Raw genomic sequence first — 22,620 nt, 5'->3', positions numbered from 1 at the left:
CACTAATCGAAAACAAATCTAAAAAACATTATTCACATGTGGATAATAAAAAATGCTCGATAGACGAAACTATTTTTGTGGATAAGTTTCTTTTTTGATAATAATATGTTATTCTTGGTTGTTAGTGATAATAAAACTAAACAAATTAATTATAGATATAAAATAAGAGGAAGGCAGGTGAATGAGATGGAGACAGATACAATCGCAGCGATTTCTACTCCGGTTGGAGAGGGAGCAATTGCAATTGTGCGACTAAGTGGACCAGAAGCAATTGCATTAGCTTCTGATCTGTTTGCAGGAAAGAACCTAAAAGAAGTAAATTCTCATACCATTCATTATGGAAAAGTAATGGACCCTTCAACAAACGAATTTGTAGAAGAGGTCATGGTATCTGTGATGCGTGCGCCAAAGACATTTACACGTGAGGATATTGTTGAGATCAACTGTCATGGCGGCTTGGTGTCTGTTAATCGCGTGTTAGAGCTTGTATTAGCGAAAGGAGCGCGTCTAGCTGAGCCAGGTGAGTTTACAAAACGTGCATTTTTAAACGGGCGGATTGATTTGTCACAAGCCGAAGCGGTAATGGATTTAATCCGTGCAAAGACAGACAAAGCAATGAATGTGGCATTAAAACAAATGGATGGGCGCTTGTCGAAGCTCATTCAGACTTTGAGACAAGAATTATTAGAAACAGTTGCGCATGTGGAAGTAAACATCGATTATCCGGAGTATGATGACGTAGAGGAAATGTCACATACCATGATGAAAGAAAAGACAAAAGAAGTAGCGGAAGAGATAGAGAAGCTGCTTGAAGTTGCAGCACAGGGAAAAATTCTCCGCGAAGGTTTAGCAACAGCAATTATTGGCCGGCCTAATGTTGGAAAGTCTTCCTTAATGAATACATTAGTGCAGGAAAATAAGGCCATTGTTACAGAGATTCCAGGAACAACCAGAGATATTATTGAGGAGTATGTGAATGTTCGTGGCGTACCTTTACGTTTAGTAGATACAGCTGGTATTCGTGAGACAGAGGATATTGTAGAACGGATCGGTGTAGATCGTTCTAGGCAGGTATTGAAGGAATCCGATTTAATTTTATTTGTATTGAATTATAATGAACCTTTAACGGAAGAGGATAAGAAATTATTTGAAGCTGTTCAAGGGCTAGAATATATTGTTATTATCAACAAGACAGATTTAGAACAAAAATTAGATTTAGAAGAGGTACAAGCAATTGCAGAAGGGAAGCCTGTCGTGACTACTTCTTTAATAGAAGAGCAGGGCGTAGACCAATTAGAGGAAGCTATTGCAAATATCTTTTTTTCTGGTGAAGTAGATGCTGGAGATTTAACGTATGTGTCTAATGTGCGTCATATCCAGCTATTAAAGCAAGCAAAACAAGCATTAGATGATGCAACGGAAGCTATTTCACTTGGTATGCCGATGGATATTGTTCAAATTGATGTGACACGTTCATGGGAATTTATGGGGGAAATTATTGGTGATACTGCAAGTGACAGCCTGATTGACCAGTTATTTTCTCAGTTCTGCTTAGGTAAATAATATATTGCGTTTTTAGGGAAACGAACTTTAAATAAGGAAAGGAAGAAAAAAATGACATACAATGCAGGAAAATATGATGTCATTGTTGTTGGAGCTGGTCATGCAGGCGTAGAGGCAGCGTATGCTTCTGCTCGCATGGGAGCAAAAACATTAATGTTGACATTGAACTTAGATATGATAGCTTTTATGCCTTGTAACCCATCCATTGGTGGTCCTGCAAAAGGTATCGTTGTACGTGAAATTGATGCGCTTGGCGGAATTATGGGGAAAATCATCGATAAAAGCTATATTCAAATGCGTATGCTAAATACAGGAAAAGGTCCTGCTGTACAAGCATTACGTGCTCAAGCAGACAAACCCGTATATATGCAGGAAATGAAACATCTTGTCGAAAATGAGGAAAATTTAACGATTCGTCAAGGTATGGTTAATTCATTAATTGTAGAAGATGGTATTTGTAAAGGAGTTCTTACAGAAACACATGCAGCTTATTATGCAGATTCTGTTATCGTAACTACTGGAACATTTATGCGCGGGAAAGTACTCATGGGCGATTTAGAGTATGAAAGTGGTCCAAATAACCAACGTGTATCTATTAAGTTGTCTGAGAACCTAGAAGAGCTGGGCTTTGAATTAAGACGTTTTAAAACAGGTACACCACCACGTGTGAATAGCCATACGATTGATTATTCACAAACAGAAATCCAACCGGGAGATGAAAATCCGAAAACCTTCTCCTATGAAACAACCGAAGTAATACAGGATCAAATACCTTGTTGGTTAACATATACCAATGAATTTACCCATCAGGTAATTAATGAAAATTTAACTTTATCAGCAATGTATTCTGGGATGAAACGAGGTACAGGACCACGATATTGTCCATCCATTGAAGATAAAATCGTGCGTTTTAATGATAAACCACGTCATCAAATTTTCTTAGAGCCAGAAGGAAGAAATACAGAAGAAGTATATGTACAAGGACTGTCAACTTCCTTGCCAGAATCGATTCAACACAAAATGGTCAAATCGATTCCCGGCTTAGAAAATGCAGAAATTATGCGTGCAGGATATGCGATTGAGTATGATGCGATGGTTCCGACTCAACTATGGCCGACGCTGGAAACCAAACGTTTGCCTGGTTTATTTACAGCCGGTCAAATTAATGGAACTTCCGGTTATGAAGAAGCAGCAGGTCAAGGATTGATGGCTGGAATGAACGCAGCAGCGAAAGTATTAGGGAAAGAACCAATTATTTTAGACCGTTCCCAAGCGTATATTGGTGTAATGATTGATGACTTAGTAACAAAAGGAACGAATGAACCTTATCGTTTACTAACATCACGTGCAGAATACCGCTTATTGCTTCGTCATGATAATGCCGATTTACGTCTTACCGATATCGGTTATGCATATGGCTTAATTACAGAAGAAAGATATGCAGCTTTCACGAAGAAGAAAGAGCAAATTGAAGCAGAGAAGAAACGTCTAAATAAAATTGTTGTGAAACCGACAGAAGAAGTACAAAACATTATGAAGTCTGCTGGTGCTGCTCCAATGAAAGAGGCAGTAAAAGCGTATGATTTATTAAAACGTCCCGAATTAACGTATGAATATGTAGAACAAATGATTGAAAAAGACGAAAATATTCGTGAAGATGTAAAAGAACAGGTAGCTATTCAAATTAAGTATGAAGGCTACATTAAAAAAGCAAACGATCAAGTAGCAAGAATGCTCAAAATGGAAGATAAGAAAATACCAGCAGATATTGATTATAGTGCAATAAATGGTATTGCCACAGAAGCACTGGAAAAGCTGAAAAAGGTACGTCCGCTTTCCGTTGGACAAGCATCCAGAATCTCTGGTGTAAATCCTGCTGATATTTCAATCCTGCTTGTTTATATTGAACAAGGAAACATTGCTCGAGTTGCTAATTAATGCAATGAAAAGAGTAACATTTTAATAGATAGGGTATTCATACCAAATTGGATACTTTTTATAATATAATAAAATAGCGGCGTTAGGAATACGTCGCTATTTTTTCTAAATAATAGATCGTGCTCCCTATATAGATACATAAACACAGAATGAAGATAAAAGGGGAGAGGGTTCCTTTCCTGAATTAAAAATAATAACACGCCTGTATCTTGTGAAAGCAACAGTAAATAGAAATCTAGAGATTTTTCGGAAAAGTATAGATTTGTTAAAGCAAAGCCCCTTACAGATGACGATGGCGTAGTAAAGGAGATTGTTATGAAACCAGAACAATTTGTGAAAGCATTAGCGGATAAAGGTATAATATTAAATGAATCACAGCAAAAAGCATTTGATATTTATTTTAAAGAGCTAGTCGAATGGAATGAAAAAATAAATTTAACAGCAATTACAGATGAAGAAGGTGTGTATGAAAAGCATTTCTATGATTGTATTACTGCAGCTTTTTACGTCGATATGACACAAGAATTATCTATCTGTGATATTGGTGCAGGTGCAGGATTTCCGAGTATTCCGTTAAAGATTTGTTTTCCACACTTAAAAGTAACAATTATAGATTCTTTAAAAAAGCGGATTACATTTCTGAATCATTTAGCAAATAAATTGGAGCTGACAGATGTAGCTTTTTATCATGATCGCGCCGAAAACGCAGGGAAAAATGAGGCATTTCGCGAACAATATGATTTAGTAACTGCAAGAGCCGTAGCTCGAATGTCCGTCCTAAGTGAATTATGTCTGCCATTTGTGAAAAAAGACGGTTATTTTGTGGCCATGAAAGGATCACAAGCAAAAGAAGAACTGGAAGCAGGAAAAGCGGCAATTGAATTACTTGGGGGAGAGGTAGAATCTATAGATACGTTTACACTTCCTCGAGATGAAGGCGAACGATCTATTATTCAAATTGCTAAGAAGCGTAAGACACCTAAAAAATATCCTAGAAAAGCAGGGTTACCAAATAAAGAACCAATTGAATGACACTATCTTGCTAAGTGAAAATAAATTTTAGGCAGAGGAAAAGATATGATGCATATTATTTAAATTCATTTTATATTTTTTCAGTGGTAGGTATGGTAGAATAAAACTATACTTATCGGCTGTTCTTTGTTGTCTCCTGTAAAGCATAGATGCTATTATATGAATGTTATCATGATGGATGAACGACGGTATGTAGAAACAGATAAGAGATATAACGAAGCGTGAAATTATTTCACGAAATAGAGATATAACTTGCTCAAGCCTTTACGTTTTTTGTCTTACAAGATGTGCTAGGGCAGACGTTACGGCATGAATGCTTCGCGCTTTTTTATAGATAAATTCAACCAATGATTATGGAGTATAGATAATGTTTCACGTGAAACATTATCTTTTAAGTGAAGAGGAAATTTGGAATTTGACGTGAATTTTTTCTTATTTTCATAAAAGCCGCGTCTAACTCTGAACTTTTGTTTTTATATAAATGGGTAATGAATAGTTTGTTAACTTTAGAAGGTGGTGTCAGCAAGTGGTGAGTCCTTTTAATCGGATATTTGGAAAAAGCGATAAGGATCCAATTGATACGGAGAAAGTTTCTTTTTCTTCAGATGAAGTGGTTCAAATCGATATCGATAAAATTCAGGCCAATCGCTACCAACCACGAACGATTTTTCAAGAAGAAAAGATAAAAGAATTAGCTCAGACCATACACACACATGGAATGATTCAGCCAATTGTCGTTCGTAAAATAGATGATGATTCTTTTGAATTAATTGCAGGGGAAAGAAGATGGAGAGCAGTTCAGCATTTAGGCTGGAAAAAAGTATCCGCTATTATTCGTGACATGAGCGATACAGAAACTGCCTCTGTAGCGCTAATAGAAAACTTGCAACGGGAAGAACTGACCGTAATTGAAGAAGCTGCGGCATATAATAAGTTACTTGAACTGCATAACTTGACGCAGGAAGCTTTAGCACAGCGTCTTGGAAAGAATCAGTCTACAATTGCAAACAAATTAAGATTATTAAAGCTTCCTAAAGAGGTACAAGATGCTTTATTAGAAAAGTTAATTACGGAAAGACATGCTCGTGCCTTAATTAAGTTAAAGGATGAAGAGCAACAGCTTCTTGTCTTAAAAGAGATTCTTGAGAAAGAATGGAATGTGAAACAAACAGAAGAGCGGATTGCTAAAATCAATGAGCCAAAAGAAGAGAAGCGGAAACCAAAGCCAAGATTGAAAGGTATTAATAAAGATGTGCGGATTGCTATGAATACGATTAGGCAATCACTTCATATGGTATCAGATACAGGTGTTGAGGTAGAATCAGATGAGGAAGAACTAGATGATTACTATCAAATAACTATTAAAATACCAAAACAAAAGTAGTTATCGAACGATCAGCATGGATGATTTCCTGGCCCATCTTAGTGCGAGATGGGTATTTATTTTGGAAAAAGTAATAAAAATAGAAACTTCTAAGAATTCTCAGGTGGTACTTTAAATCATTCTATATTAAAATTGAATTAAAATATGCTAAAATGCATCGTAATTTATAAATAAATGCTATGATAGTTAATAGAGAAGTGATTGCTCAATTTTTTTGGTGAAATGACTTAAAATGCTAGATTATTTATCACGGAGCAAGTATCCGTAAAACTACTACCACTTGATAGAGCAAGAAGATAAAATTGATTTGTTAAGTTGGGGAATAGCGGATATCAACTTCCTGATTATTCAACAAACAACGGGCTTATTGGGGCGAGTAATCGCAGACCCCAGCGGTTGTGGTGGGGCCAGTACCCGCAAATTCGTTCAGAGGAAAAAGAATAAAAACCTCATTGAATGAAAGTTTCATTTTATCAAAAAGATTTGAACAACCTCCGAGTAAGGTAGGTGTCAACATGGGAAAAACTATATCCATTGCAAATCAAAAAGGTGGCGTTGGAAAAACAACATCATCTGTTAATGTCAGCGCTTGTTTAGCTTCCTTGGGTAATAAGGTATTACTCGTTGATACAGATCCACAAGGGAATGCTACGAGTGGAGTTGGCGTTAATAAAGCGGATGTTAACCAATGTATCTACAATGTGTTAGTAGAAGATACGCCAGCAGAAGATGTCATTGTTTCCACAAATTTAGATAACCTAGATATTATTCCTGCTACGATTCAGCTAGCAGGATCGGAAATTGAACTTGTACCGATTATTTCAAGAGAAATTCGTTTGAAATCTGCATTAAATGAGATTAAAGATCAATATGATTACATTATAATTGACTGTCCGCCATCCTTAGGGTTGTTAACGATCAATGCATTAACCGCATCCGATACAGTGATGATTCCCGTACAATGCGAGTATTATGCATTAGAAGGATTAAGTCAGTTGCTAAATACGATTCGATTAGTGCAAAAGCATCTAAATAAAGAGCTGATGATTGAAGGCGTTCTTCTGACAATGCTGGATGCACGTACCAATCTTGGAATCCAAGTTATTGAAGAAGTGAAAAAGTATTTCCAAGACAAAGTATTTGAAACCATTATTCCGAGAAACGTTCGTTTAGGCGAAGCTCCGAGCCATGGTCAGCCAATTATTTCTTATGATTCAAAATCTCGGGGGGCAGAGGTATATCTTGATTTAGCGAAGGAAGTGATGACAAATGCCGAGAGGGTTAGGTAAAGGAATTAATGCGTTGTTTCCAGAAGCTGAAAAAGACAATAAAGATAATATTCAAGAGATTGAAATATCTAAGTGTCGTCCCAATCCTTATCAGCCAAGGAAGAGCTTTCAAGCAGAATCTATTGAAGAGTTAAAGGATTCTATTAAAGAATATGGTGTTATTCAACCAATTATTGTACGAAAAAGTCTTAAAGGGTTCGAAATTGTTGTTGGGGAAAGAAGATACCGTGCAGCAAAGGAAGCTGGTCTAAAGACAATTCCTGCAATTGTCCGAGAATTAACGGATGAACGCATGATGGAAATCGCGTTACTAGAAAACCTGCAACGCGAAAACCTAACTCCTATTGAAGAAGCACAAGCCTATGCAAATTTAGTAGAAAAACTAAACATAACACAGCACGTACTCTCAGAAAGATTAGGAAAAAGCCGATCACATATTGCTAATATGATTCGTTTATTATCTTTGCCGGAAGAAGTGATTGCCTATATTAATAATGGCGAGCTATCGATGGGGCATGGCCGTGCGCTGCTTGGCTTAAAAGATCGAGAATCCATTCTAGCTTTAGCGAATAAAATTCGTAAAGAAAAGCTAAATGTTCGCCAAGTAGAGAAGCTAATCATAGCAATCAATGAAAAACAAGTGAAAAAACAGAAAAAAAAGCCGAAGAAAGATATATTTATTCAAGAAAGAGAAACAGTGCTTCGTAATACGCTTGGAACAGCTGTTCACATTCATAAAGGGAAGCAAAAAGGTAAAATTGAAATTGAGTTTTACAATGATGAGGATTTAAATCGCATCCTGGAGTATCTTGAAAAATAAAAAATAGCCGATAACTATTCTCGTAGAAATTTGCAGAGAACTTATCGGCTATTTTTTTATTTTATTTAAACTCGAGAGGAATAGGGGAAATTTCCGTATGACATCGATTGGGATAAGTGGTTATTTTGTACGATTTATGTTGCATCGGAATAGCAAGCAAGATTAGCAGCTTGTATAGCATGAATCATCCATATTTATAACTTTTACAAAAAAGGATAAAATAACTTTAGAAAACTTGATTTATTCATTGGCAACATGAGGTTGCACCTTGATGCACTTAGAACTATCTTTACTTTTTAACTACGTCCCTCAATAATGGAAACAAAGAAAGGTGTTGGCTGACATGATTTTTAGTGAACGGTTAAAAAAGGAACGAGAAAAAAGAGGTTGGTCACAAACTGATCTTGCTGAAAAAATTCATGTGAGTCGTCAATCTGTTTCAAAGTGGGAAACAGATAAGAACTATCCGAGTATCGAAGTAATCATTGAATTAAGTGATTTGTTCGGTATCACGATAGACGAAATGTTGAGGGGGGACAAGAAAATGACGGAACAAGTCATTCAAGACAGTAAAAAACTAGCATATCCAAGGTGGAAAAAGTTCTTTGATAGTGTGTTTATGTTAGGGCTAATTCTAATAATCGGAAAATTAATCATTTTTGGTTTGAATTATTTTGCTGGTACAAACATTATGATTTTAGAAGGATTGCCAAAAGGCGTGGTGAGTTTTACACCTTTCGTTTTAATGGTTTTAGGCGGTATTGGTTCAGATCAGTTAAAAAATAAATATACGGATTAATAGACCAACATCATTCCATAGTTGAAAGATGTAAATAAATAGAATAATGACAACTAGATAGTGGTGGAAAAATACGGATACTCCTACGAGAAAACGGTGGAAGACCCCAAGGGAAAAATTCCACTGAACAAGTATCTAAAATTAAAATAAGACAGTGTAGCTTGGCTATTCTGCCTTATTTTTTTGGCTAAAAAATATATATCCTTACATAACTTGATATGATACATCCATCAGCATAATACAAAATTATTTGGACAAAATGTTTCCTAACGGCAAAATATTGTCTTAAATAAAATATACTTGACAAAACGAAATATAATGCATAAAGTAGTTGTTAAATAATAAAGTTTACCGAGGGCAAAAATAAAGGGAGTGGGAAAGATGAAAAGAAAATGGAAGAATATAATGAGCATCGGAATATGTATGGGATTCTTCTTTTTAGTTGCTTGTGGATCGGATAATGGGGAAGGCAGTGCGGATGAAGACGATAAGATTACAGTCGTTACAACGATTGCTCAAATTGGTGAACCATTGTCGGTTATTGGAGGAGAGCATGTAAACGTAGAAAGTTTAATGGGGCCGTCCGTGGATCCACACTTATATAATCCTACCCAAAGTGATATTTCGAAGGTAGATGGAGCAGACGTCATTTTCTATAATGGGTTAAATTTGGAGGCAAATATGACGGAAGTATTTGAATCCATAAGCTCAGAAAAGCCAGTATTAGCAATTGGCGAGACGCTTCCGGAGGATCAGCTGCTGAAAGATGAAGAAGGAGCTATTGATCCACATATCTGGTTTGACTATAACATGTGGCAGGATGCGCTTGATGCAGCTGTCGAAGAATTAAAAGATTATGCACCAGATTATGCAGATGAGTTTGAAGCGAATAAGCAAGCTTACTTTGCAGAATTGGATGCGTTAAAAACAGAAGCAGAAAAATTACAAGATATCCCGGAGAATCAGCGTGTTTTAGTAACAGCACATGATGCATTTGGTTATTTTGGCAGATTGCATAATGTAGAAGTTGTTGGTTTACAGGGATTAAGTACAGAGAGTGAGATTGGCGTATCTGACATCAATAAAACAATTGAACTCATTGCAGAGCATGATGTTCCAGCAATCTTTGTAGAAAGCAGTGTAAATCAAGATTCTATCAATGCGGTTGTTGAAGGATCTGCCAGCAATGGCGTAGAGATCGAAATTGGCGGAGAATTATACTCGGATGCAATGGGAGAAGAAGGAACAGAAGAGGGCACGTATATTGGAATGTATAAGTATAATGTGGATACAATTTATGAAGCATTAACTGAAGGAGATGAGTAAGTTGCGATCATCTATTATTCAAGTGGATGATTTATCAGCATCCTATCAAAAAAATAAAGTATTAAGTAACGTGAATTTCAATGTAGAAGAAGGAACGATAACAGCAATTGTTGGACCAAATGGAGCGGGAAAATCAACATTAATTAAAACAATGCTGGGCTTGCATCCGCAGCTAACAGGAACGGTTCGTTTTTGGGATACTTCCTTTAAAATAGCCAAGAAGAAAATTGGTTATGTTCCTCAACGGGGGTCTGTGGACTGGGATTTTCCTACCGATGCCTTAGATGTGGTCACCATGGGACTATACGGAAAGATCGGCTGGTTTCGTTTTCCTTCTAGAAAGGATAAGGAAAAAGCGATGAACGCATTAAAAAAGATGGGCATGGAATCTTATGCGCACCGTCAAATCAGCCAATTATCTGGCGGTCAGCAGCAGCGTGTATTTTTGGCACGTGCGTTAGCTCAGGATGCGGAATTATATTTCATGGATGAACCATTAGCAGGTGTAGATGCATCTACAGAAAAAGCAATTATGGCTATTCTGAAGGAGTTAAAGCGTAAAGGAAAAACGGTTTTGGTCGTTCACCACGACTTACAGACAGTCCCAGAATATTTCGATCATGTCTTACTTTTAAATAAAACAGTATATGCCCACGGTAAAACAGAAGAAGTATTTACAAAGGATAATATAGCAACCACGTATGGTGGAAATATGCAATGGATAGGAAAGGGAGATCAATATGTGGTCCACGCTACTTCACAGTAATACCATATGGGTGCTATTAAGTACAATGATTCTTGGGTTTGCTGCTGGGGGGATTGGATGTTTAGCTTATTGGAAAAGACAAAACCTAATGAGTGATGCCCTGTCTCACGCGGCACTCCCTGGCGTGGTTGTGGCTTTCTTCATCATACAGGAAAAAAATTTATTGTTGCTTGTCATAGGTGCTGCAGCAAGTGCATTGCTTGGAGCATTCCTTATTCAATGGATAACGAATGCTTCGAGAATTACGGAAGATACTGCGATGGGAATGACATTATCCGTTTTTTATGGTGTTGGTATTATGCTTTTATCCATTGCCAATCGCTCTGCAGGAGGGAATCAAAGCGGGTTAAATAGTTTTATTTACGGGCAGGCAGCAGCAATGGTCCGTTCCGATGTCATTACCATGGTGGTATTGGCGGGCATCGTCATTTTGATTATTTTTATAGGTTTTAAAGAGTGGAAGCTCTACTTATTTGATGCTGCCTTTGCAAAAGGAATTGGGATGTCTGTTCGAAGCATGAATGTCCTATATACCATTGTGCTTGTCACCACCATTGTGATTGGAATACAAGCAGTGGGTGTTATCTTAATGGCGGCTATGCTTATTATTCCAGCAGTAAGCGCCAGGTATTGGACGCATTCTTTTCGAAATATGATTTTGCTTTCTTCATTGGTAGGAGGGGCCGCTGGCGCACTTGGTACATGGATAAGTTCTACAGGAAGCGGATTGCCGACAGGGCCATTCATTGTACTTGTATCCGCAGCAATTTTTGCTATTTCTTTGTTATTTGGAAAAGAGAAAGGAATTATTATTCGCTTTATCCAATTTAAAGTGCAACAACGCGACTCGGAAAGAAATCAATTCGTAATGGATAAAGGAGGATCACAATGACGTATACGATGTGGATTATTTTAACGGCTTCACTTGTAGGCTTATCCTGCGGGGTAATTGGGGTCTTCCTTATCTTAAGAAAACAAGCGATGATGGCTGATGCAATTAGTCATACGGTGTTATTAGGGATTGTAATAGCTTATATGGTAACTCAGCAGGTGAGCGGCACAGGTATGTTAATTGGCGGCATTTTAGCTGGGATTCTTACAGCATTTCTTGTACAAATGTTACATTCCTTAAAGGTTCAGCATGATGCATCATTGGGTATCGTCTTTACAACTTTGTTTGCGGTTGGTGTGATTCTTATCTCCACATCTGTTGGTAACGTCCATTTAGACGTACAGCATGCGTTGATGGGAGAGATTACATTTATTCCATTTACAACAGTGGAAATTCCTTTGATTGGTGCAGTTCCAAAAGCTACAGCATTACTTACTGTCGTATTAATTCTGGTTATTTTCTTTATTATTGCATTCTATAAAGAATGGAAAATTACTTCTTTTGATCCGGCTTTGGCAGCAAGTTTAGGTATTCCCGTTATCTTCTTTCATTATTTGTTTATGACCCTTGTCTCTGTCACAACGGTTGCTTCTTTTGACGCAGTAGGTGCGATACTCGTTGTGGCCATGTTAATTACGCCAGCTGCCTCAGCATATCTATGGACAGATAAGTTAATGTGGATGCTTATTCTTAGCGGTGGATTCGGAGTATTATCTGCTGTCATTGGTTATTGGATTGCAACATGGCTGGATACATCCATTTCTGGGTCCATGGCATTTGCGACAGGATGTATCTTTTTATTTGGTTTCCTTCTTTCACCGAAGCACGGTTTGATTTCTAGATGGGTCCGACCAGAAGCATGGAAGGAAGAGCATGTATCATGAAAGTCTTCTAAACGAGAGAGAAACAGTTGAGATTTATGTCTTAGCTGTTTTTTTTGAGTAAAAAAAGCGTAGATAAATGATTGCAAATTGATTGAATTTTGATTATAATGCTCTTTAACGTTTTGTCTGAATAGGGGAGAATTAGGTTTGAGAGGGATATTTCATGTTGCTTAAGTGGGAAAAATAACACGGATAAACGAGACCTATGAAAAATACCTCTGAAGTGTATTCCCGAGTTTCAGTTATATTCCCTTCCCGTCTATACTATATTGTGTTGGTATCCTCCCAGACAATACATATAAAATAATTACAACGTGAAATAGCGAAAATGTTTCACGTGGAACAATTTCATAAGATGAGTCCTGTAGAACTTTATCTGTTGAGGTAGACACGGGGGCTGTAATTACTTGTTCCTCTAAAAACTCTTGAAAATAGGAGGTAAGAAGTGGCCATATTTGGAACAATTGTTAATTTCGTTTTTATAATTATTGGCAGTGTGATTGGTTTATTTTTCACAAAGATTCCAGAACGATTTAAAGAAACAGTGATGAATGGAATAGGGTTGGCCATTGTTTTAATCGGAATGCAAATGGCATTACAGACAGAGCAAATTATTATTGTCTTATTAAGCTTGTTATCTGGGGCAATTATTGGTGAAGGATTGAAGATTGAAGAAGTCCTGAATCGTTTTGGTAAATGGATTGGTTACCGTTTCGCTGCCAGTGAAAACAATACAAGCATTTCGCAAGGATTTGTCACAGCATCTCTTATATTTTGTGTTGGGGCGATGGCGATTATTGGGGCATTGGACAGTGGTATTCGGGGAGACCATGGTATTTTGATAACAAAAGGAATTATTGATGGTTTTACCTCTCTTGTATTAACGACGACATTGGGCTTCGGCGTTATTTTGTCAGCAGTACCTGTTTTTCTTTACCAAGGAACGATTACCATATTAGCGACTCAAATTGACAGGTGGGTGTCAGCTGCCTTTTTAGATGGATTAATTGTTGAATTGACAGCAGTTGGCGGATTGCTTATTCTTGCAATTGGCCTTAACCTATTAAATATCACGAAGATCCGTATTGGAAACTTATTACCTAGTATTTTGACTGTCGTGTTCGTTTATTATGTGTTTACTTTGTTTTAAAAGATGAAAAAAATCGGGTGTTCTTTGCCCGATTTTTTGCATGTTAAGAGGTATAAAATTTTAGCGGCTCTTTTTGATTGAGAAGGCTTGAGCTCAAGACCGGTGGAAAGTGTCGTGTTTTCCATAGCAGTTGCTATCTCAAATTTAATTTGGCCATCCCCGGTTTTAGTGAAGAACCTAGGATGGAATTTTAAATGATATCATCGGCTGGCTGGGTATGTGTATGCAGTGAATAGGTTAATTGGTTATCAACTTGCTTGAGTATCTCTGCAATTTCTCCAGCCATGTCCATTACAAGAGATAATCGTGTGTTTTGTAAAACGGTATGTTCCATAAATCCGCTAACATTCACAACCCCGGTAATATTCATATTTCCAACTCGAGGAAGCTGCTTATTTAATGCTAATCCAGGTTTTAACGGCTTATTTTCAACAATAATACTTCCAACAGAGCTCGTTTTTCCTAAACATGCGTCAATAGCGATTAGATAAGGTTTATCATGGTTTTGATAGATGTTATCTAGTGACTCTTTTAGATTAACAGCGTGAATGGGCTCATGAATGGTTCCATAAACATGCATATTCCTAGGGTTCATTGCTTTGAAGTAGGTGCCGGCAAGCGGTCCCAATGCATCCCCCGTAGAACGGTCTGTGCCAATAAAGACCGCTATATAATTCTTTGCTTTTAAAGGAACCCAGGGAATGATTTGATTAGATAATGTCTTAGCTATGTTTGGTTCTTTATGATTTGCTTGAAAATGACTTGATTGTATGCGCAGGCGATTTTTTAGATTCATAGCAGTTCCTCCAAAATCATATTGTTACAGTATACGGTATTTTACGAAGAACTATACGTATGAATTGGAGGAAATACGATGTGGAGAAGGAGTATACAATGGATGGCATTAATTCTTGGCGCTACCATTGGAGCTGGATACGTATCAGGAAGAGAACTTTGGCAATTTTTTGGACATGAAAGTGGACTGGCTATCGTTTTATTTTCTTTCTTTTTTTCATTTTGCTGTTATGTCATTATGATGATCAGCTACCGATTAAAAACGTCTAATTATTTACCTGTTTTAGAAATCATCGCTGGAAGAAAGTTAACGAACGTATTTGATGGTTTAATTCTTTTGTACCTTTTTACCACGACGATGATTATGATTGCAGGGAGTGGAGCAGCTGGCCAGGTATTTCATTTACCATATAGTGTAGGAATAGCAATTACGAGCATTTTACTTGTATTGATATTTTTAAAGGGCGTAAATGGATTACTGACTGCAAATGAATTTATTTTGCCTGTTCTTATTGTCGGACTTTTATATGTACTCGTGACCTATGTATCAAATGAAAATTTGCAGCTCTTCGCATATTGGCGGGAACAGCGTAATTGGCTTGCTGCATTTCCATTTACAGCATTGAATATTCTTCCTTTAATAGCTATTTTAGGAGCAATCGGAAATAAGGTGAAAGGAAGAGGAGAAATTATTATTTCTTGTATTGGGACAGGGCTTTGTTTAGGTGTCGTTTCGTATATTTATAATAGCAGCTTAATTCAAATTGCAGATGTGATTGTGTTATATGAAATTCCTCTTTTCGCCATTTTAAAAGAGTTTCCATTTGGCATGATTTTGTTTATGTCTATTCTTCTGTGGCTAGCTATTTTTACAACAGCCGCTGCAGGAATGCTAGGAATAGCTACGAGAGTACAGTCCTTTTTAAAAGAAGAAAAACCAATGTACCTTATTGTGTTTGTTTCTGTTTTATTGATGCTACCCTTGACCGTTTTTGGATTTTCCACGTTAGTAAGTTTCCTCTATCCCTTATATGGGATACTTAATTTATATATATTAGCAAGATTATTAACCTACCCCTTATGGAGCAGCTATGAAGAGAAACATAATAAATAACCCTGTTTGGAAATAGGGAGTTAATTGTTTGAAAAAATGCAGATAACTTCTATAATAAAAATGGATAAAAAATAAGAGGACAAGCGAATAATATAATTGGAAAGTATTCAATTAAAATGGGAATAGATGGAGCTAGTAACAATAGTCTCATAGATAACTTGTAAGGACTCATTTTTGAGAATTGCATAGACTTTATGATATGCTTTTGGGACATCCTCTAATCGGAGAAACGTGACATGGGAGGGAAGGGAGTTATCGTTGCATGAGTTTTATAGAAAAACAATTAGATAAACTATGGGAATATTTAAGCAACCCAGAGCTTTGGCTGGCATTATTAGCAGGAGCATTTCGGATTGTGATGATTGTCTTTCTTGCTTGGCTGGTTGTTCGGGTCTTTAGAAAAATAGTAGATAAATTATTTGTACAAAGAAGAAGCGGGCCTATACGCATCCCCAAACGTCGCGAGGATACACTGACGAAATTGATTAAGAATGTGGTTGCGTATGTGGTGTATTTTATGGCTATCGTGATGGTATTACAGGTTTTTAATTTTCAAATTGGGCCTCTATTAGCCGGAGCTGGTGTTGCAGGTCTAGCCATTGGTTTTGGTGCACAAAATCTTGTACGTGATGTAATCTCTGGTTTCTTTATTATTTTTGAGGATCAATTTGCGGTAGGAGACTATATTTCAACTGCAGGAGTAGAAGGAACCGTGGATGAGATTGGCTTGCGTACTTCAAAAATAGTTTCTTGGACAGGCGAGCTTAATATTGTTCCAAATGGAAATATTACGCAGGTTATCAATTATTCAGCACGCAATGGATTAGCTGTTGTGGATGTAAACGTGCCATACGAAAGTGATGTCGCACAAGTAGAAAAAATTATTCAAGAAGTAGCAGAAACACTACCAGATAAATATGAATTTATTTTAAGCGTTCCAGAGGTAATTGGCGTGCAAAACTTAGATGTCTCTCACTTTGTTGTTCGTGTTATTGCCGAAACAGAGCCGGTATTCAAATGGGCCGGAGAGCGAAATATTCGTAAAGAAATTCAGGACAAGTTATATAAATCCGGGGTTAAAATTCCCGCACCGCGTATTGTTACCTATTCAGAGGAGCAAGTAGAGGAATTAACCCAAGAACGTCTGCGAAATCGCGGCTAAATAGCTTTTAAATTTGCTATAATGAAAATAATTGAAAAAAACGGTTAAAAAACGCAGTAAACAGTACTATCTAAAAAGGAGCAGGGGCCATGGATAAAGAATTTGGTTTGCATGATGTTGTTCAAATGAAAAAACCTCATCCGTGTGGGGAAAACCGTTGGAAAATTATCCGTATGGGGATGGATATTCGAATTAAATGTCTTGGTTGTGAGCATAGTGTGCTTATCCCAAGGAGAGAATTTACCAAGAAGATGAAAAAAGTTTTAGAAAAACATGAAGAATAACTAAAAATTGATTTTACATGGGAATATGAATCCGAAAAATAAAAACTCCCTTAGAAGAAAACTCAAAATGGGTCCAAGATGGAACCTGTTTTGAGTTTTCTCATGCTTGTCTTTTTGTAAGCGACTATCTATAATTGGAGTTACGAAAGTGTTCATGAACGAAATCCTTAAGGAGTTGAAGAAAGTAATATGGCACTAACAGCAGGAATTGTCGGTCTTCCAAACGTAGGAAAATCTACGCTATTTAACGCAATCACACAGGCTGGAGCTGAAGCGGCAAATTACCCATTTGCTACGATTGATCCGAATGTCGGGATTGTGGAAGTTCCAGACGAACGTTTAGATAAATTAACAGAGCTCGTAAATCCGAAGAAAACCGTCCCAACAGCATTTGAATTCACCGATATTGCTGGGATTGTAAAGGGTGCAAGCAAGGGTGAAGGTTTAGGAAACCAATTTTTATCCCATATTAGACAAGTAGATGCTATTTGTCAGGTTGTACGTTGTTTTGAAGACGAGAATATTACACACGTTTCCGGAAAAGTTGATCCAATTGATGATATTGAAATCATTAACCTCGAATTGATTTTGGCGGATTTAGAAACGGTAAACAAACGGTTCCAGCGTGTGGAAAAGTTGGCACGTCAAAAAGATAAAGAAGCGCTGACAGAGTATGAAGTGTTAACCAAGATTAAAGAAGGCTTGGAAAATGATCAGCCAGTACGTGCCTTAGAATTTACAGAGGAACAGGAAAAAACGGTTAAAGGTCTCCATCTATTAACAAGTAAACCTACATTATATGTAGCAAATGTAAGTGAAGATGATGTAGCAGACCCGGCATCAAATGAGAATGTCCAAAAGGTAAAAGAATATGCAGCAAATGAAAATGCAGAAGTGATTGTTGTTTGCGCGCGTATCGAGGAAGAAATAGCTGAATTAGAAGCGGAAGAAAAAGAAGAGTTCTTGGAGGATTTAGGTATCTCAGAATCAGGCTTAGACAAGTTAATCAAAGCATCTTATAACTTGCTTGGACTAGCTACCTATTTTACAGCGGGAGAACAAGAAGTACGCGCTTGGACATTCCGCCAAGGTATTAAAGCACCGCAAGCTGCAGGAATCATTCATACGGATTTTGAACGAGGATTTATTCGTGCGGAGACAGTATCGTATGATGATTTAGTGGATGCAGGTAATATGGCTACAGCCAGAGAAAAAGGTAAAGTGAGGCTGGAAGGTAAGGAATATATTGTACAAGACGGCGATGTTATTCATTTCCGATTTAATGTTTAAATAGGTTTTCAAAAGTTTGGTGAGTCATTTTATTAGACTTTTTGAACGACGTTTATAAAATAAAGTTTCGTTTCTAAGATGTAGGTAACTCCCTAAAAGGCAATTAACTGTCATTTCCCAGAATAGAAGTAAATCAGGTTCTCTCGAAGGCTTGTCATAACATAATTTATTTGGTATAATGTCCAAATGTGAGTAATTAATAATTATTCCTTGCTCTTATACCATGATTCAATCGGAATCACAGGAAAATAGGGGCCGCTAAGACCAAAAGGAGGTGTAACGGATGAGAAAATACGAAATTATGTACATCATCCGCCCAGATATCGAGGAGGAAGCACAAACTGCTTTAATCGAGCGTTTTAACAAAATCCTTACTGATAACGGAGCGGAAATCGAAAAAGTTGATGAAAAAGGCAAGAAGCGTCTTGCATATGAAATCAATGACTATCGTGATGGTTATTATGTTGTTATCAATTTCCAAAGTGATGAAGCTGCAGTTAATGAGTTTGATCGCCTAGCGAAATTTAGCGATGATATTATTCGCCACATGGCAATTCGAGATGAAAAATAATAAGGAGTGGTTCTGATGTTAAATCGTGTCGTATTGGTTGGCAGATTAACGAGGGATCCTGATTTACGCTATACTCCTAATGGTGTTGCAGTAGCTAATTTTACTATTGCTGTAAACAGACCTTTTTCAAATCAACAGGGAGAGCGCGAAGCAGATTTTATAAACTGTGTCGTTTGGCGTAGACCAGCTGAAAACCTAGCGAACTATATGAAAAAAGGGAGCTTAATTGGTGTAGATGGTCGTGTTCAAACACGTAATTTCGAAGGCCAAGATGGCAAACGAGTTTACGTTACAGAAATCGTTGCAGATAGTGTCCAATTCCTAGAGACAAAAGGGTCGCAAGGTGGAGGACAGTATCAATCTGATGGATACCAGAATAACCAAAACAACCAGAACCAATATCAACAAAATCCATTTTCATCAAATCCAAATCAAGGCTTCAATCAAAATCAAAATTCAAGTCAGGAAGATCCATTTAAAAATAATGGAGAACCGATTGACATATCAGATGATGATTTACCGTTTTAGATCATCTCTCATAAAATTAGTTTAATAAAAAGGAGTGTATTCACATGGCAGCTCGTCGCGGACGCGCAAAACGTCGTAAAGTGTGTTATTTCACAGCAAACGGAATTACACACATCGATTATAAAGATGTTGATTTGCTAAGACGTTTCATTTCTGAACGTGGAAAAATTCTTCCTCGTCGTGTAACTGGAACTTCTGCAAAATACCAACGTAAATTAACAATTGCAATTAAACGTGCTCGTCAAATGGCTTTATTGCCTTACGTAGCAGATTGATTAATAAAACCCTCTAGTTCTTATGGACTGGAGGGTTTTATTGTATCTTAATTATTATTTGGATGAATCGCTTGTGATATCTGTACGATCCGTATCAATTGTCTTAGAGGATAGGAATGGCACGGTATTATAAAAAAGTAGAATGAATAAATGAAAAATCAAGAGAACGCTTTTTAGTAAAAAATCTGGTTAATGTTACATCATCTATACTGCAGCTTTTCTTTTAAATGAAGACCCATATAAGGACAGAGGCTAAAATAACTGCAGGCAATCCAATAAAATAGATATAAGAAAGGCTTGAAAAACTTTTCTTTCGTTCATAATTATCGTCGAGACTTTTTGTAACAAGAATGGTGCCAATTAAAGCGGCAATACAGACGACAATAACGAGTATGATAAGGATATATAGCATAAATTCACCCCCTAAAATATAAAACCATTTTACAAATATTCGAAATCCAAACTAAGAAGACAAAGATAACTAAAAATCATTCCTTATCTCTGTCTTATCAAGTTAAGCACAATCCTATGAAACGGTGTTTAGTTGGGGCCTCCAACAGCAGACTTTTGCAGGTAATCTGCATCCAGCGTGTAAGAAGCGATTTTTTTCTTCCACTGTTTCACTACATCGACATGGTCTTCATAGCTGAAAACGTGAAACGTCACTTCTTTGTTTTTTCTTTTTAGATAAATGACGTGTGGGATATTGTTTGTATCAGGATGAAGAAATAATGCTTCATTACCTGGAAATATATGATTCTTATTTAAAAATTGAGCATTATTAAAGGAATCTAAAAATCTGTTTTTTTCTTCTTCGTCCAAGTGTTTCCCATCAAATGTTATTGTAATACCTTCAGATTCTAGCCTTGGATGCAACTCGAATTTACTTAAGACCCATCCTACTAAAGCACTTGGGGGACTTGTTAAAAATTTGAGAAGTATTCCAGCAATGATAATCAAGGCAAAAGTCCATGTCATTTTATATCTCAACTCCGTGATCAATTATTTATTTACTGGCTTTGATACGGAGAGGCTGTTTCCGTTAGTCGTTCCATCTTCTATAGCCAACTCCATAAAAGTCATACCATAAGATTATCACAGAAAAACGATATGAACTTTGACAATTTTTAAACATGTCATTTGGAAAATCCCAAAGATTCTCTTGACAGTGATAAAAGACATAAGTGCAATGAAGGCATATACTTAAAGGCTCGGCTTGTTCCATGTATTCAAAAACAACCTCATTCCCTCTTAAAACCTTAAAAACTCTCTTCAAGCACAGAAATCGTTTATCCTCCTATGCTTGAAGAGAGTATATGAATCACTTATGCTAATAAGATTATACAACGCCAATTAAGATAGCAGATCCTAATAAAACAATACTGAATCCCCATAGCCAGAAGAAAGAGTACTTAATATGTTTCCCCATGTTAGCAGAAGCAAGCCCAATGCCTAACCATAATGCAGGAGAGAAAGGGCTTACGAAAGTGCCGATAATATTCCCGATCATCATAGCGTATGCAGTAGACGTTGATGAAATATCCTGTGTGCTGGCAATTTGTTCAACGATTGGCAGTAATGCAAAATAATAAGCATCTGTGCTGGTTAATAAGTCCAAAGGAACACCAAATATACCAACGATGATATGAATAAATGGAATAACAACAGCAGGCATAATTGCTACTGCTGCAAGAGCAATATCCTCCAGCATTCCAGAACCATTTAGAACTCCTAAAAATACGCCGGCCGCTAAAATTACTGCAGCCATCATTAAAGCATTTGGCGCATGTTCTTTCACACGGTTCATTTGATTGTCTACACCTTTATAGTTTAATGGAAGTGCAATAGCAACCCCAATCATAAACGCATATTGTGGCGCCAGTAATCCTCCCATCATTGTTCCTAATACGAGAATAGTAAGAACGAGGTTTACCAGGTTTCTCCACTTTATATCTCGAGGTTGCTCCTTAGCAGCAGCCATTTCTTCACTTTGTTTCTTGGTAAAGTTATCCGCAATAGCATGAATATTTACATTTCTGCTTATTGTAACTTCACCAGCAGCTACTTTTTGGCTAATTTTTCTTTTTTCTCGATATCCGAGAAAAGCAGCTAATACGAGAATCAGTACAGCTCCGATCGCTTGCACAGGAATAAGTGGTAAGTAATACTCAATTAAATCCATTTCAATCACAGTTGCTGCACGTGCCGAAGGTCCTCCCCAAGGAATCATGTTGATAACGCTGGCACTTAAGGCAACTAATAATAGAAGTAAATAACGACTCATATGTAGTTCTTTATATAAAGGGAGTAACGCAGGAATACAAAGAAGAAAAGTGGATGCCCCAGCCCCATCAAGCTGAGCAATCATACCAATAACTGCTGTTGCCATCGCTACGATAACCACATTGCCCTTGGTCACTAGAATCATAAAGCGAATAAAGGGATTAAATAAACCGCTATCTTGCATAATCCCAAAATAAACAATCGCAAAAATAAACATAATGACGACGCCCATTACTTGTTCTGATCCGGCGCTTAAAAATCCGGATAGGTCTTTAAAGTCAAACCCTGCCAAAAAAGAACCAATAATTGGAATAATCGTCATCCCGACAATGGGACTGATTTTATTCCAAATAAGAAGTCCAACAATTGAAAAAATAATTAATAGCCCTACAATTGTGAGCCAAATCGAAAAATCTTGCATAGTAAACCCCTTTCATTTGTAAACGCTTTACATAAATTGTTAGAAAAAATTATA

At 37.0% G+C, this 22,620-nt stretch carries 23 protein-coding genes; 19 read left to right on the top strand and 4 right to left on the bottom strand.

What is annotated here, in order from left to right:
- The first annotated feature begins 186 nt into the window (after positions 1 to 186).
- The 12 genes from mnmE (at position 187) to KI343_RS12675 (ending at position 13,843) form a co-directional block, all read left to right on the top strand.
- A complete protein-coding gene (mnmE, locus tag KI343_RS12730) occupies positions 187 to 1,563 on the top strand; it encodes a tRNA uridine-5-carboxymethylaminomethyl(34) synthesis GTPase MnmE (RefSeq protein ID WP_212926821.1) in 1,377 nt (458 codons plus the stop codon).
- Between the two features lie 51 nt (positions 1,564 to 1,614).
- Entirely contained in the window at positions 1,615 to 3,501 is a 1,887-nt protein-coding gene (gene mnmG / locus KI343_RS12725; protein ID WP_212926803.1) for a tRNA uridine-5-carboxymethylaminomethyl(34) synthesis enzyme MnmG, read from the top strand.
- Positions 3,502 to 3,816: 315 nt separating this feature from the next.
- Entirely contained in the window at positions 3,817 to 4,533 is a 717-nt protein-coding gene (gene rsmG / locus KI343_RS12720) for a 16S rRNA (guanine(527)-N(7))-methyltransferase RsmG (protein ID WP_212926802.1), read from the top strand.
- Between the two features lie 526 nt (positions 4,534 to 5,059).
- Positions 5,060 to 5,917 (top strand): nucleoid occlusion protein, encoded by an 858-nt coding sequence (gene noc / locus KI343_RS12715; protein WP_212926801.1) that lies wholly within the window; start codon positions 5,060 to 5,062, stop codon positions 5,915 to 5,917.
- A gap of 515 nt (positions 5,918 to 6,432) precedes the next feature.
- Complete coding sequence (locus KI343_RS12710) at positions 6,433 to 7,206, top strand: ParA family protein (protein WP_212926800.1); 774 nt, start codon at positions 6,433 to 6,435, stop codon at positions 7,204 to 7,206.
- On the top strand, positions 7,187 to 8,026 hold the full coding sequence (locus KI343_RS12705) for a ParB/RepB/Spo0J family partition protein (protein WP_212926799.1): 840 nt from the start codon (positions 7,187 to 7,189) through the stop codon (positions 8,024 to 8,026). Before KI343_RS12710 ends, KI343_RS12705 begins: the two co-directional genes overlap by 20 nt.
- 343 nt (positions 8,027 to 8,369) lie before the next feature.
- A complete protein-coding gene (locus KI343_RS12700; protein WP_212926798.1) occupies positions 8,370 to 8,825 on the top strand; it encodes a helix-turn-helix domain-containing protein in 456 nt (151 codons plus the stop codon).
- Positions 8,826 to 9,206: 381 nt separating this feature from the next.
- Entirely contained in the window at positions 9,207 to 10,151 is a 945-nt protein-coding gene (locus KI343_RS12695) for a metal ABC transporter solute-binding protein, Zn/Mn family (protein WP_212926797.1), read from the top strand.
- Between the two features lies 1 nt (position 10,152).
- The gene (locus tag KI343_RS12690; RefSeq protein ID WP_244856903.1) at positions 10,153 to 10,917 is read left to right on the top strand and encodes a metal ABC transporter ATP-binding protein; all 765 of its coding nucleotides are present in this window, start codon (positions 10,153 to 10,155) and stop codon (positions 10,915 to 10,917) included.
- Positions 10,892 to 11,809, top strand: coding sequence for a metal ABC transporter permease (locus KI343_RS12685; protein WP_212926795.1), 918 nt, complete (start codon positions 10,892 to 10,894; stop codon positions 11,807 to 11,809). Before KI343_RS12690 ends, KI343_RS12685 begins: the two co-directional genes overlap by 26 nt.
- Positions 11,806 to 12,693, top strand: coding sequence for a metal ABC transporter permease (locus tag KI343_RS12680; RefSeq protein WP_212926794.1), 888 nt, complete (start codon positions 11,806 to 11,808; stop codon positions 12,691 to 12,693). Before KI343_RS12685 ends, KI343_RS12680 begins: the two co-directional genes overlap by 4 nt.
- Before the next feature lie 445 nt (positions 12,694 to 13,138).
- Positions 13,139 to 13,843 carry a DUF554 domain-containing protein gene (locus KI343_RS12675; protein ID WP_212926793.1) on the top strand — a complete coding sequence of 235 codons (705 nt, stop codon included), beginning with the start codon at positions 13,139 to 13,141 and terminating at the stop codon, positions 13,841 to 13,843.
- A gap of 190 nt (positions 13,844 to 14,033) precedes the next feature.
- Here the strand turns inward: KI343_RS12675 and yyaC are convergent, their stop codons facing one another.
- Positions 14,034 to 14,639, bottom strand: a complete 606-nt coding sequence (gene yyaC / locus KI343_RS12670; RefSeq protein WP_212926792.1) for a spore protease YyaC — start codon at positions 14,637 to 14,639, stop codon at positions 14,034 to 14,036.
- A gap of 78 nt (positions 14,640 to 14,717) precedes the next feature.
- Here yyaC and KI343_RS12665 point away from each other — a divergent pair, with 78 nt between their 5' ends.
- The 7 genes from KI343_RS12665 to rpsR all read left to right on the top strand — a co-directional run bounded on the left by KI343_RS12665 (position 14,718) and on the right by rpsR (position 19,862).
- Positions 14,718 to 15,752 carry a YkvI family membrane protein gene (locus tag KI343_RS12665; RefSeq protein ID WP_212926791.1) on the top strand — a complete coding sequence of 345 codons (1,035 nt, stop codon included), beginning with the start codon at positions 14,718 to 14,720 and terminating at the stop codon, positions 15,750 to 15,752.
- 262 nt (positions 15,753 to 16,014) lie between these two features.
- Positions 16,015 to 16,914 (top strand): mechanosensitive ion channel family protein, encoded by a 900-nt coding sequence (locus KI343_RS12660; RefSeq protein WP_212926790.1) that lies wholly within the window; start codon positions 16,015 to 16,017, stop codon positions 16,912 to 16,914.
- Positions 16,915 to 17,003: 89 nt separating this feature from the next.
- Entirely contained in the window at positions 17,004 to 17,198 is a 195-nt protein-coding gene (locus KI343_RS12655; RefSeq protein ID WP_212926789.1) for a DUF951 domain-containing protein, read from the top strand.
- A gap of 189 nt (positions 17,199 to 17,387) precedes the next feature.
- Positions 17,388 to 18,488 (top strand): redox-regulated ATPase YchF, encoded by a 1,101-nt coding sequence (ychF, locus tag KI343_RS12650; protein WP_212926788.1) that lies wholly within the window; start codon positions 17,388 to 17,390, stop codon positions 18,486 to 18,488.
- A gap of 283 nt (positions 18,489 to 18,771) precedes the next feature.
- The gene (rpsF, locus tag KI343_RS12645; protein WP_212926787.1) at positions 18,772 to 19,059 is read left to right on the top strand and encodes a 30S ribosomal protein S6; all 288 of its coding nucleotides are present in this window, start codon (positions 18,772 to 18,774) and stop codon (positions 19,057 to 19,059) included.
- Positions 19,060 to 19,074: 15 nt separating this feature from the next.
- The gene (gene ssb, locus KI343_RS12640; RefSeq protein WP_212926786.1) at positions 19,075 to 19,587 is read left to right on the top strand and encodes a single-stranded DNA-binding protein; all 513 of its coding nucleotides are present in this window, start codon (positions 19,075 to 19,077) and stop codon (positions 19,585 to 19,587) included.
- 44 nt (positions 19,588 to 19,631) lie between these two features.
- Positions 19,632 to 19,862, top strand: a complete 231-nt coding sequence (gene rpsR / locus KI343_RS12635; protein ID WP_121131668.1) for a 30S ribosomal protein S18 — start codon at positions 19,632 to 19,634, stop codon at positions 19,860 to 19,862.
- Between the two features lie 223 nt (positions 19,863 to 20,085).
- Here the strand turns inward: rpsR and KI343_RS12630 are convergent, their stop codons facing one another.
- The 3 genes from KI343_RS12630 to KI343_RS12620 all read right to left on the bottom strand — a co-directional run bounded on the left by KI343_RS12630 (position 20,086) and on the right by KI343_RS12620 (position 22,566).
- Entirely contained in the window at positions 20,086 to 20,274 is a 189-nt protein-coding gene (locus KI343_RS12630; RefSeq protein ID WP_212926785.1) for a BshB3 potential contributor to bacillithiol synthesis, read from the bottom strand.
- Between the two features lie 128 nt (positions 20,275 to 20,402).
- Positions 20,403 to 20,840 carry a YfmQ family protein gene (locus KI343_RS12625; RefSeq protein ID WP_212926784.1) on the bottom strand — a complete coding sequence of 146 codons (438 nt, stop codon included), beginning with the start codon at positions 20,838 to 20,840 and terminating at the stop codon, positions 20,403 to 20,405.
- A gap of 361 nt (positions 20,841 to 21,201) precedes the next feature.
- Positions 21,202 to 22,566: a CitMHS family transporter gene (locus tag KI343_RS12620; protein WP_212926783.1), complete on the bottom strand. Its 1,365-nt coding sequence runs from the start codon at positions 22,564 to 22,566 to the stop codon at positions 21,202 to 21,204.
- Positions 22,567 to 22,620 lie beyond the last annotated feature (54 nt).

It is taken from the genome of Oceanobacillus sp. J11TS1, assembly GCF_018333215.1.
In the GTDB taxonomy this organism is placed as follows: Bacteria; Bacillota; Bacilli; order Bacillales; family Amphibacillaceae; genus Oceanobacillus.
Note: the sequence above shows the minus strand (reverse complement) of the source record. Positions and strands in the feature narration are given on the sequence as shown.

Coding starts and splice junctions, on each gene's coding strand:
- mnmE (WP_212926821.1), top strand. CDS start 187: ATGGAGACAGATACAATCGCAGCGATTTCTACTCCGGTTGGAGAGGGA.
- mnmG (WP_212926803.1), top strand. CDS start 1,615: ATGACATACAATGCAGGAAAATATGATGTCATTGTTGTTGGAGCTGGT.
- rsmG (WP_212926802.1), top strand. CDS start 3,817: ATGAAACCAGAACAATTTGTGAAAGCATTAGCGGATAAAGGTATAATA.
- KI343_RS12710 (WP_212926800.1), top strand. CDS start 6,433: ATGGGAAAAACTATATCCATTGCAAATCAAAAAGGTGGCGTTGGAAAA.
- KI343_RS12705 (WP_212926799.1), top strand. CDS start 7,187: ATGCCGAGAGGGTTAGGTAAAGGAATTAATGCGTTGTTTCCAGAAGCT.
- KI343_RS12700 (WP_212926798.1), top strand. CDS start 8,370: ATGATTTTTAGTGAACGGTTAAAAAAGGAACGAGAAAAAAGAGGTTGG.
- KI343_RS12695 (WP_212926797.1), top strand. CDS start 9,207: ATGAAAAGAAAATGGAAGAATATAATGAGCATCGGAATATGTATGGGA.
- KI343_RS12685 (WP_212926795.1), top strand. CDS start 10,892: ATGTGGTCCACGCTACTTCACAGTAATACCATATGGGTGCTATTAAGT.
- KI343_RS12680 (WP_212926794.1), top strand. CDS start 11,806: ATGACGTATACGATGTGGATTATTTTAACGGCTTCACTTGTAGGCTTA.
- yyaC (WP_212926792.1), bottom strand. CDS start 14,639: ATGAATCTAAAAAATCGCCTGCGCATACAATCAAGTCATTTTCAAGCA.
- KI343_RS12665 (WP_212926791.1), top strand. CDS start 14,718: ATGTGGAGAAGGAGTATACAATGGATGGCATTAATTCTTGGCGCTACC.
- KI343_RS12660 (WP_212926790.1), top strand. CDS start 16,015: ATGAGTTTTATAGAAAAACAATTAGATAAACTATGGGAATATTTAAGC.
- KI343_RS12655 (WP_212926789.1), top strand. CDS start 17,004: ATGGATAAAGAATTTGGTTTGCATGATGTTGTTCAAATGAAAAAACCT.
- ychF (WP_212926788.1), top strand. CDS start 17,388: ATGGCACTAACAGCAGGAATTGTCGGTCTTCCAAACGTAGGAAAATCT.
- rpsF (WP_212926787.1), top strand. CDS start 18,772: ATGAGAAAATACGAAATTATGTACATCATCCGCCCAGATATCGAGGAG.
- ssb (WP_212926786.1), top strand. CDS start 19,075: ATGTTAAATCGTGTCGTATTGGTTGGCAGATTAACGAGGGATCCTGAT.
- rpsR (WP_121131668.1), top strand. CDS start 19,632: ATGGCAGCTCGTCGCGGACGCGCAAAACGTCGTAAAGTGTGTTATTTC.
- KI343_RS12630 (WP_212926785.1), bottom strand. CDS start 20,274: ATGCTATATATCCTTATCATACTCGTTATTGTCGTCTGTATTGCCGCT.
- KI343_RS12625 (WP_212926784.1), bottom strand. CDS start 20,840: ATGACATGGACTTTTGCCTTGATTATCATTGCTGGAATACTTCTCAAA.
- KI343_RS12620 (WP_212926783.1), bottom strand. CDS start 22,566: ATGCAAGATTTTTCGATTTGGCTCACAATTGTAGGGCTATTAATTATT.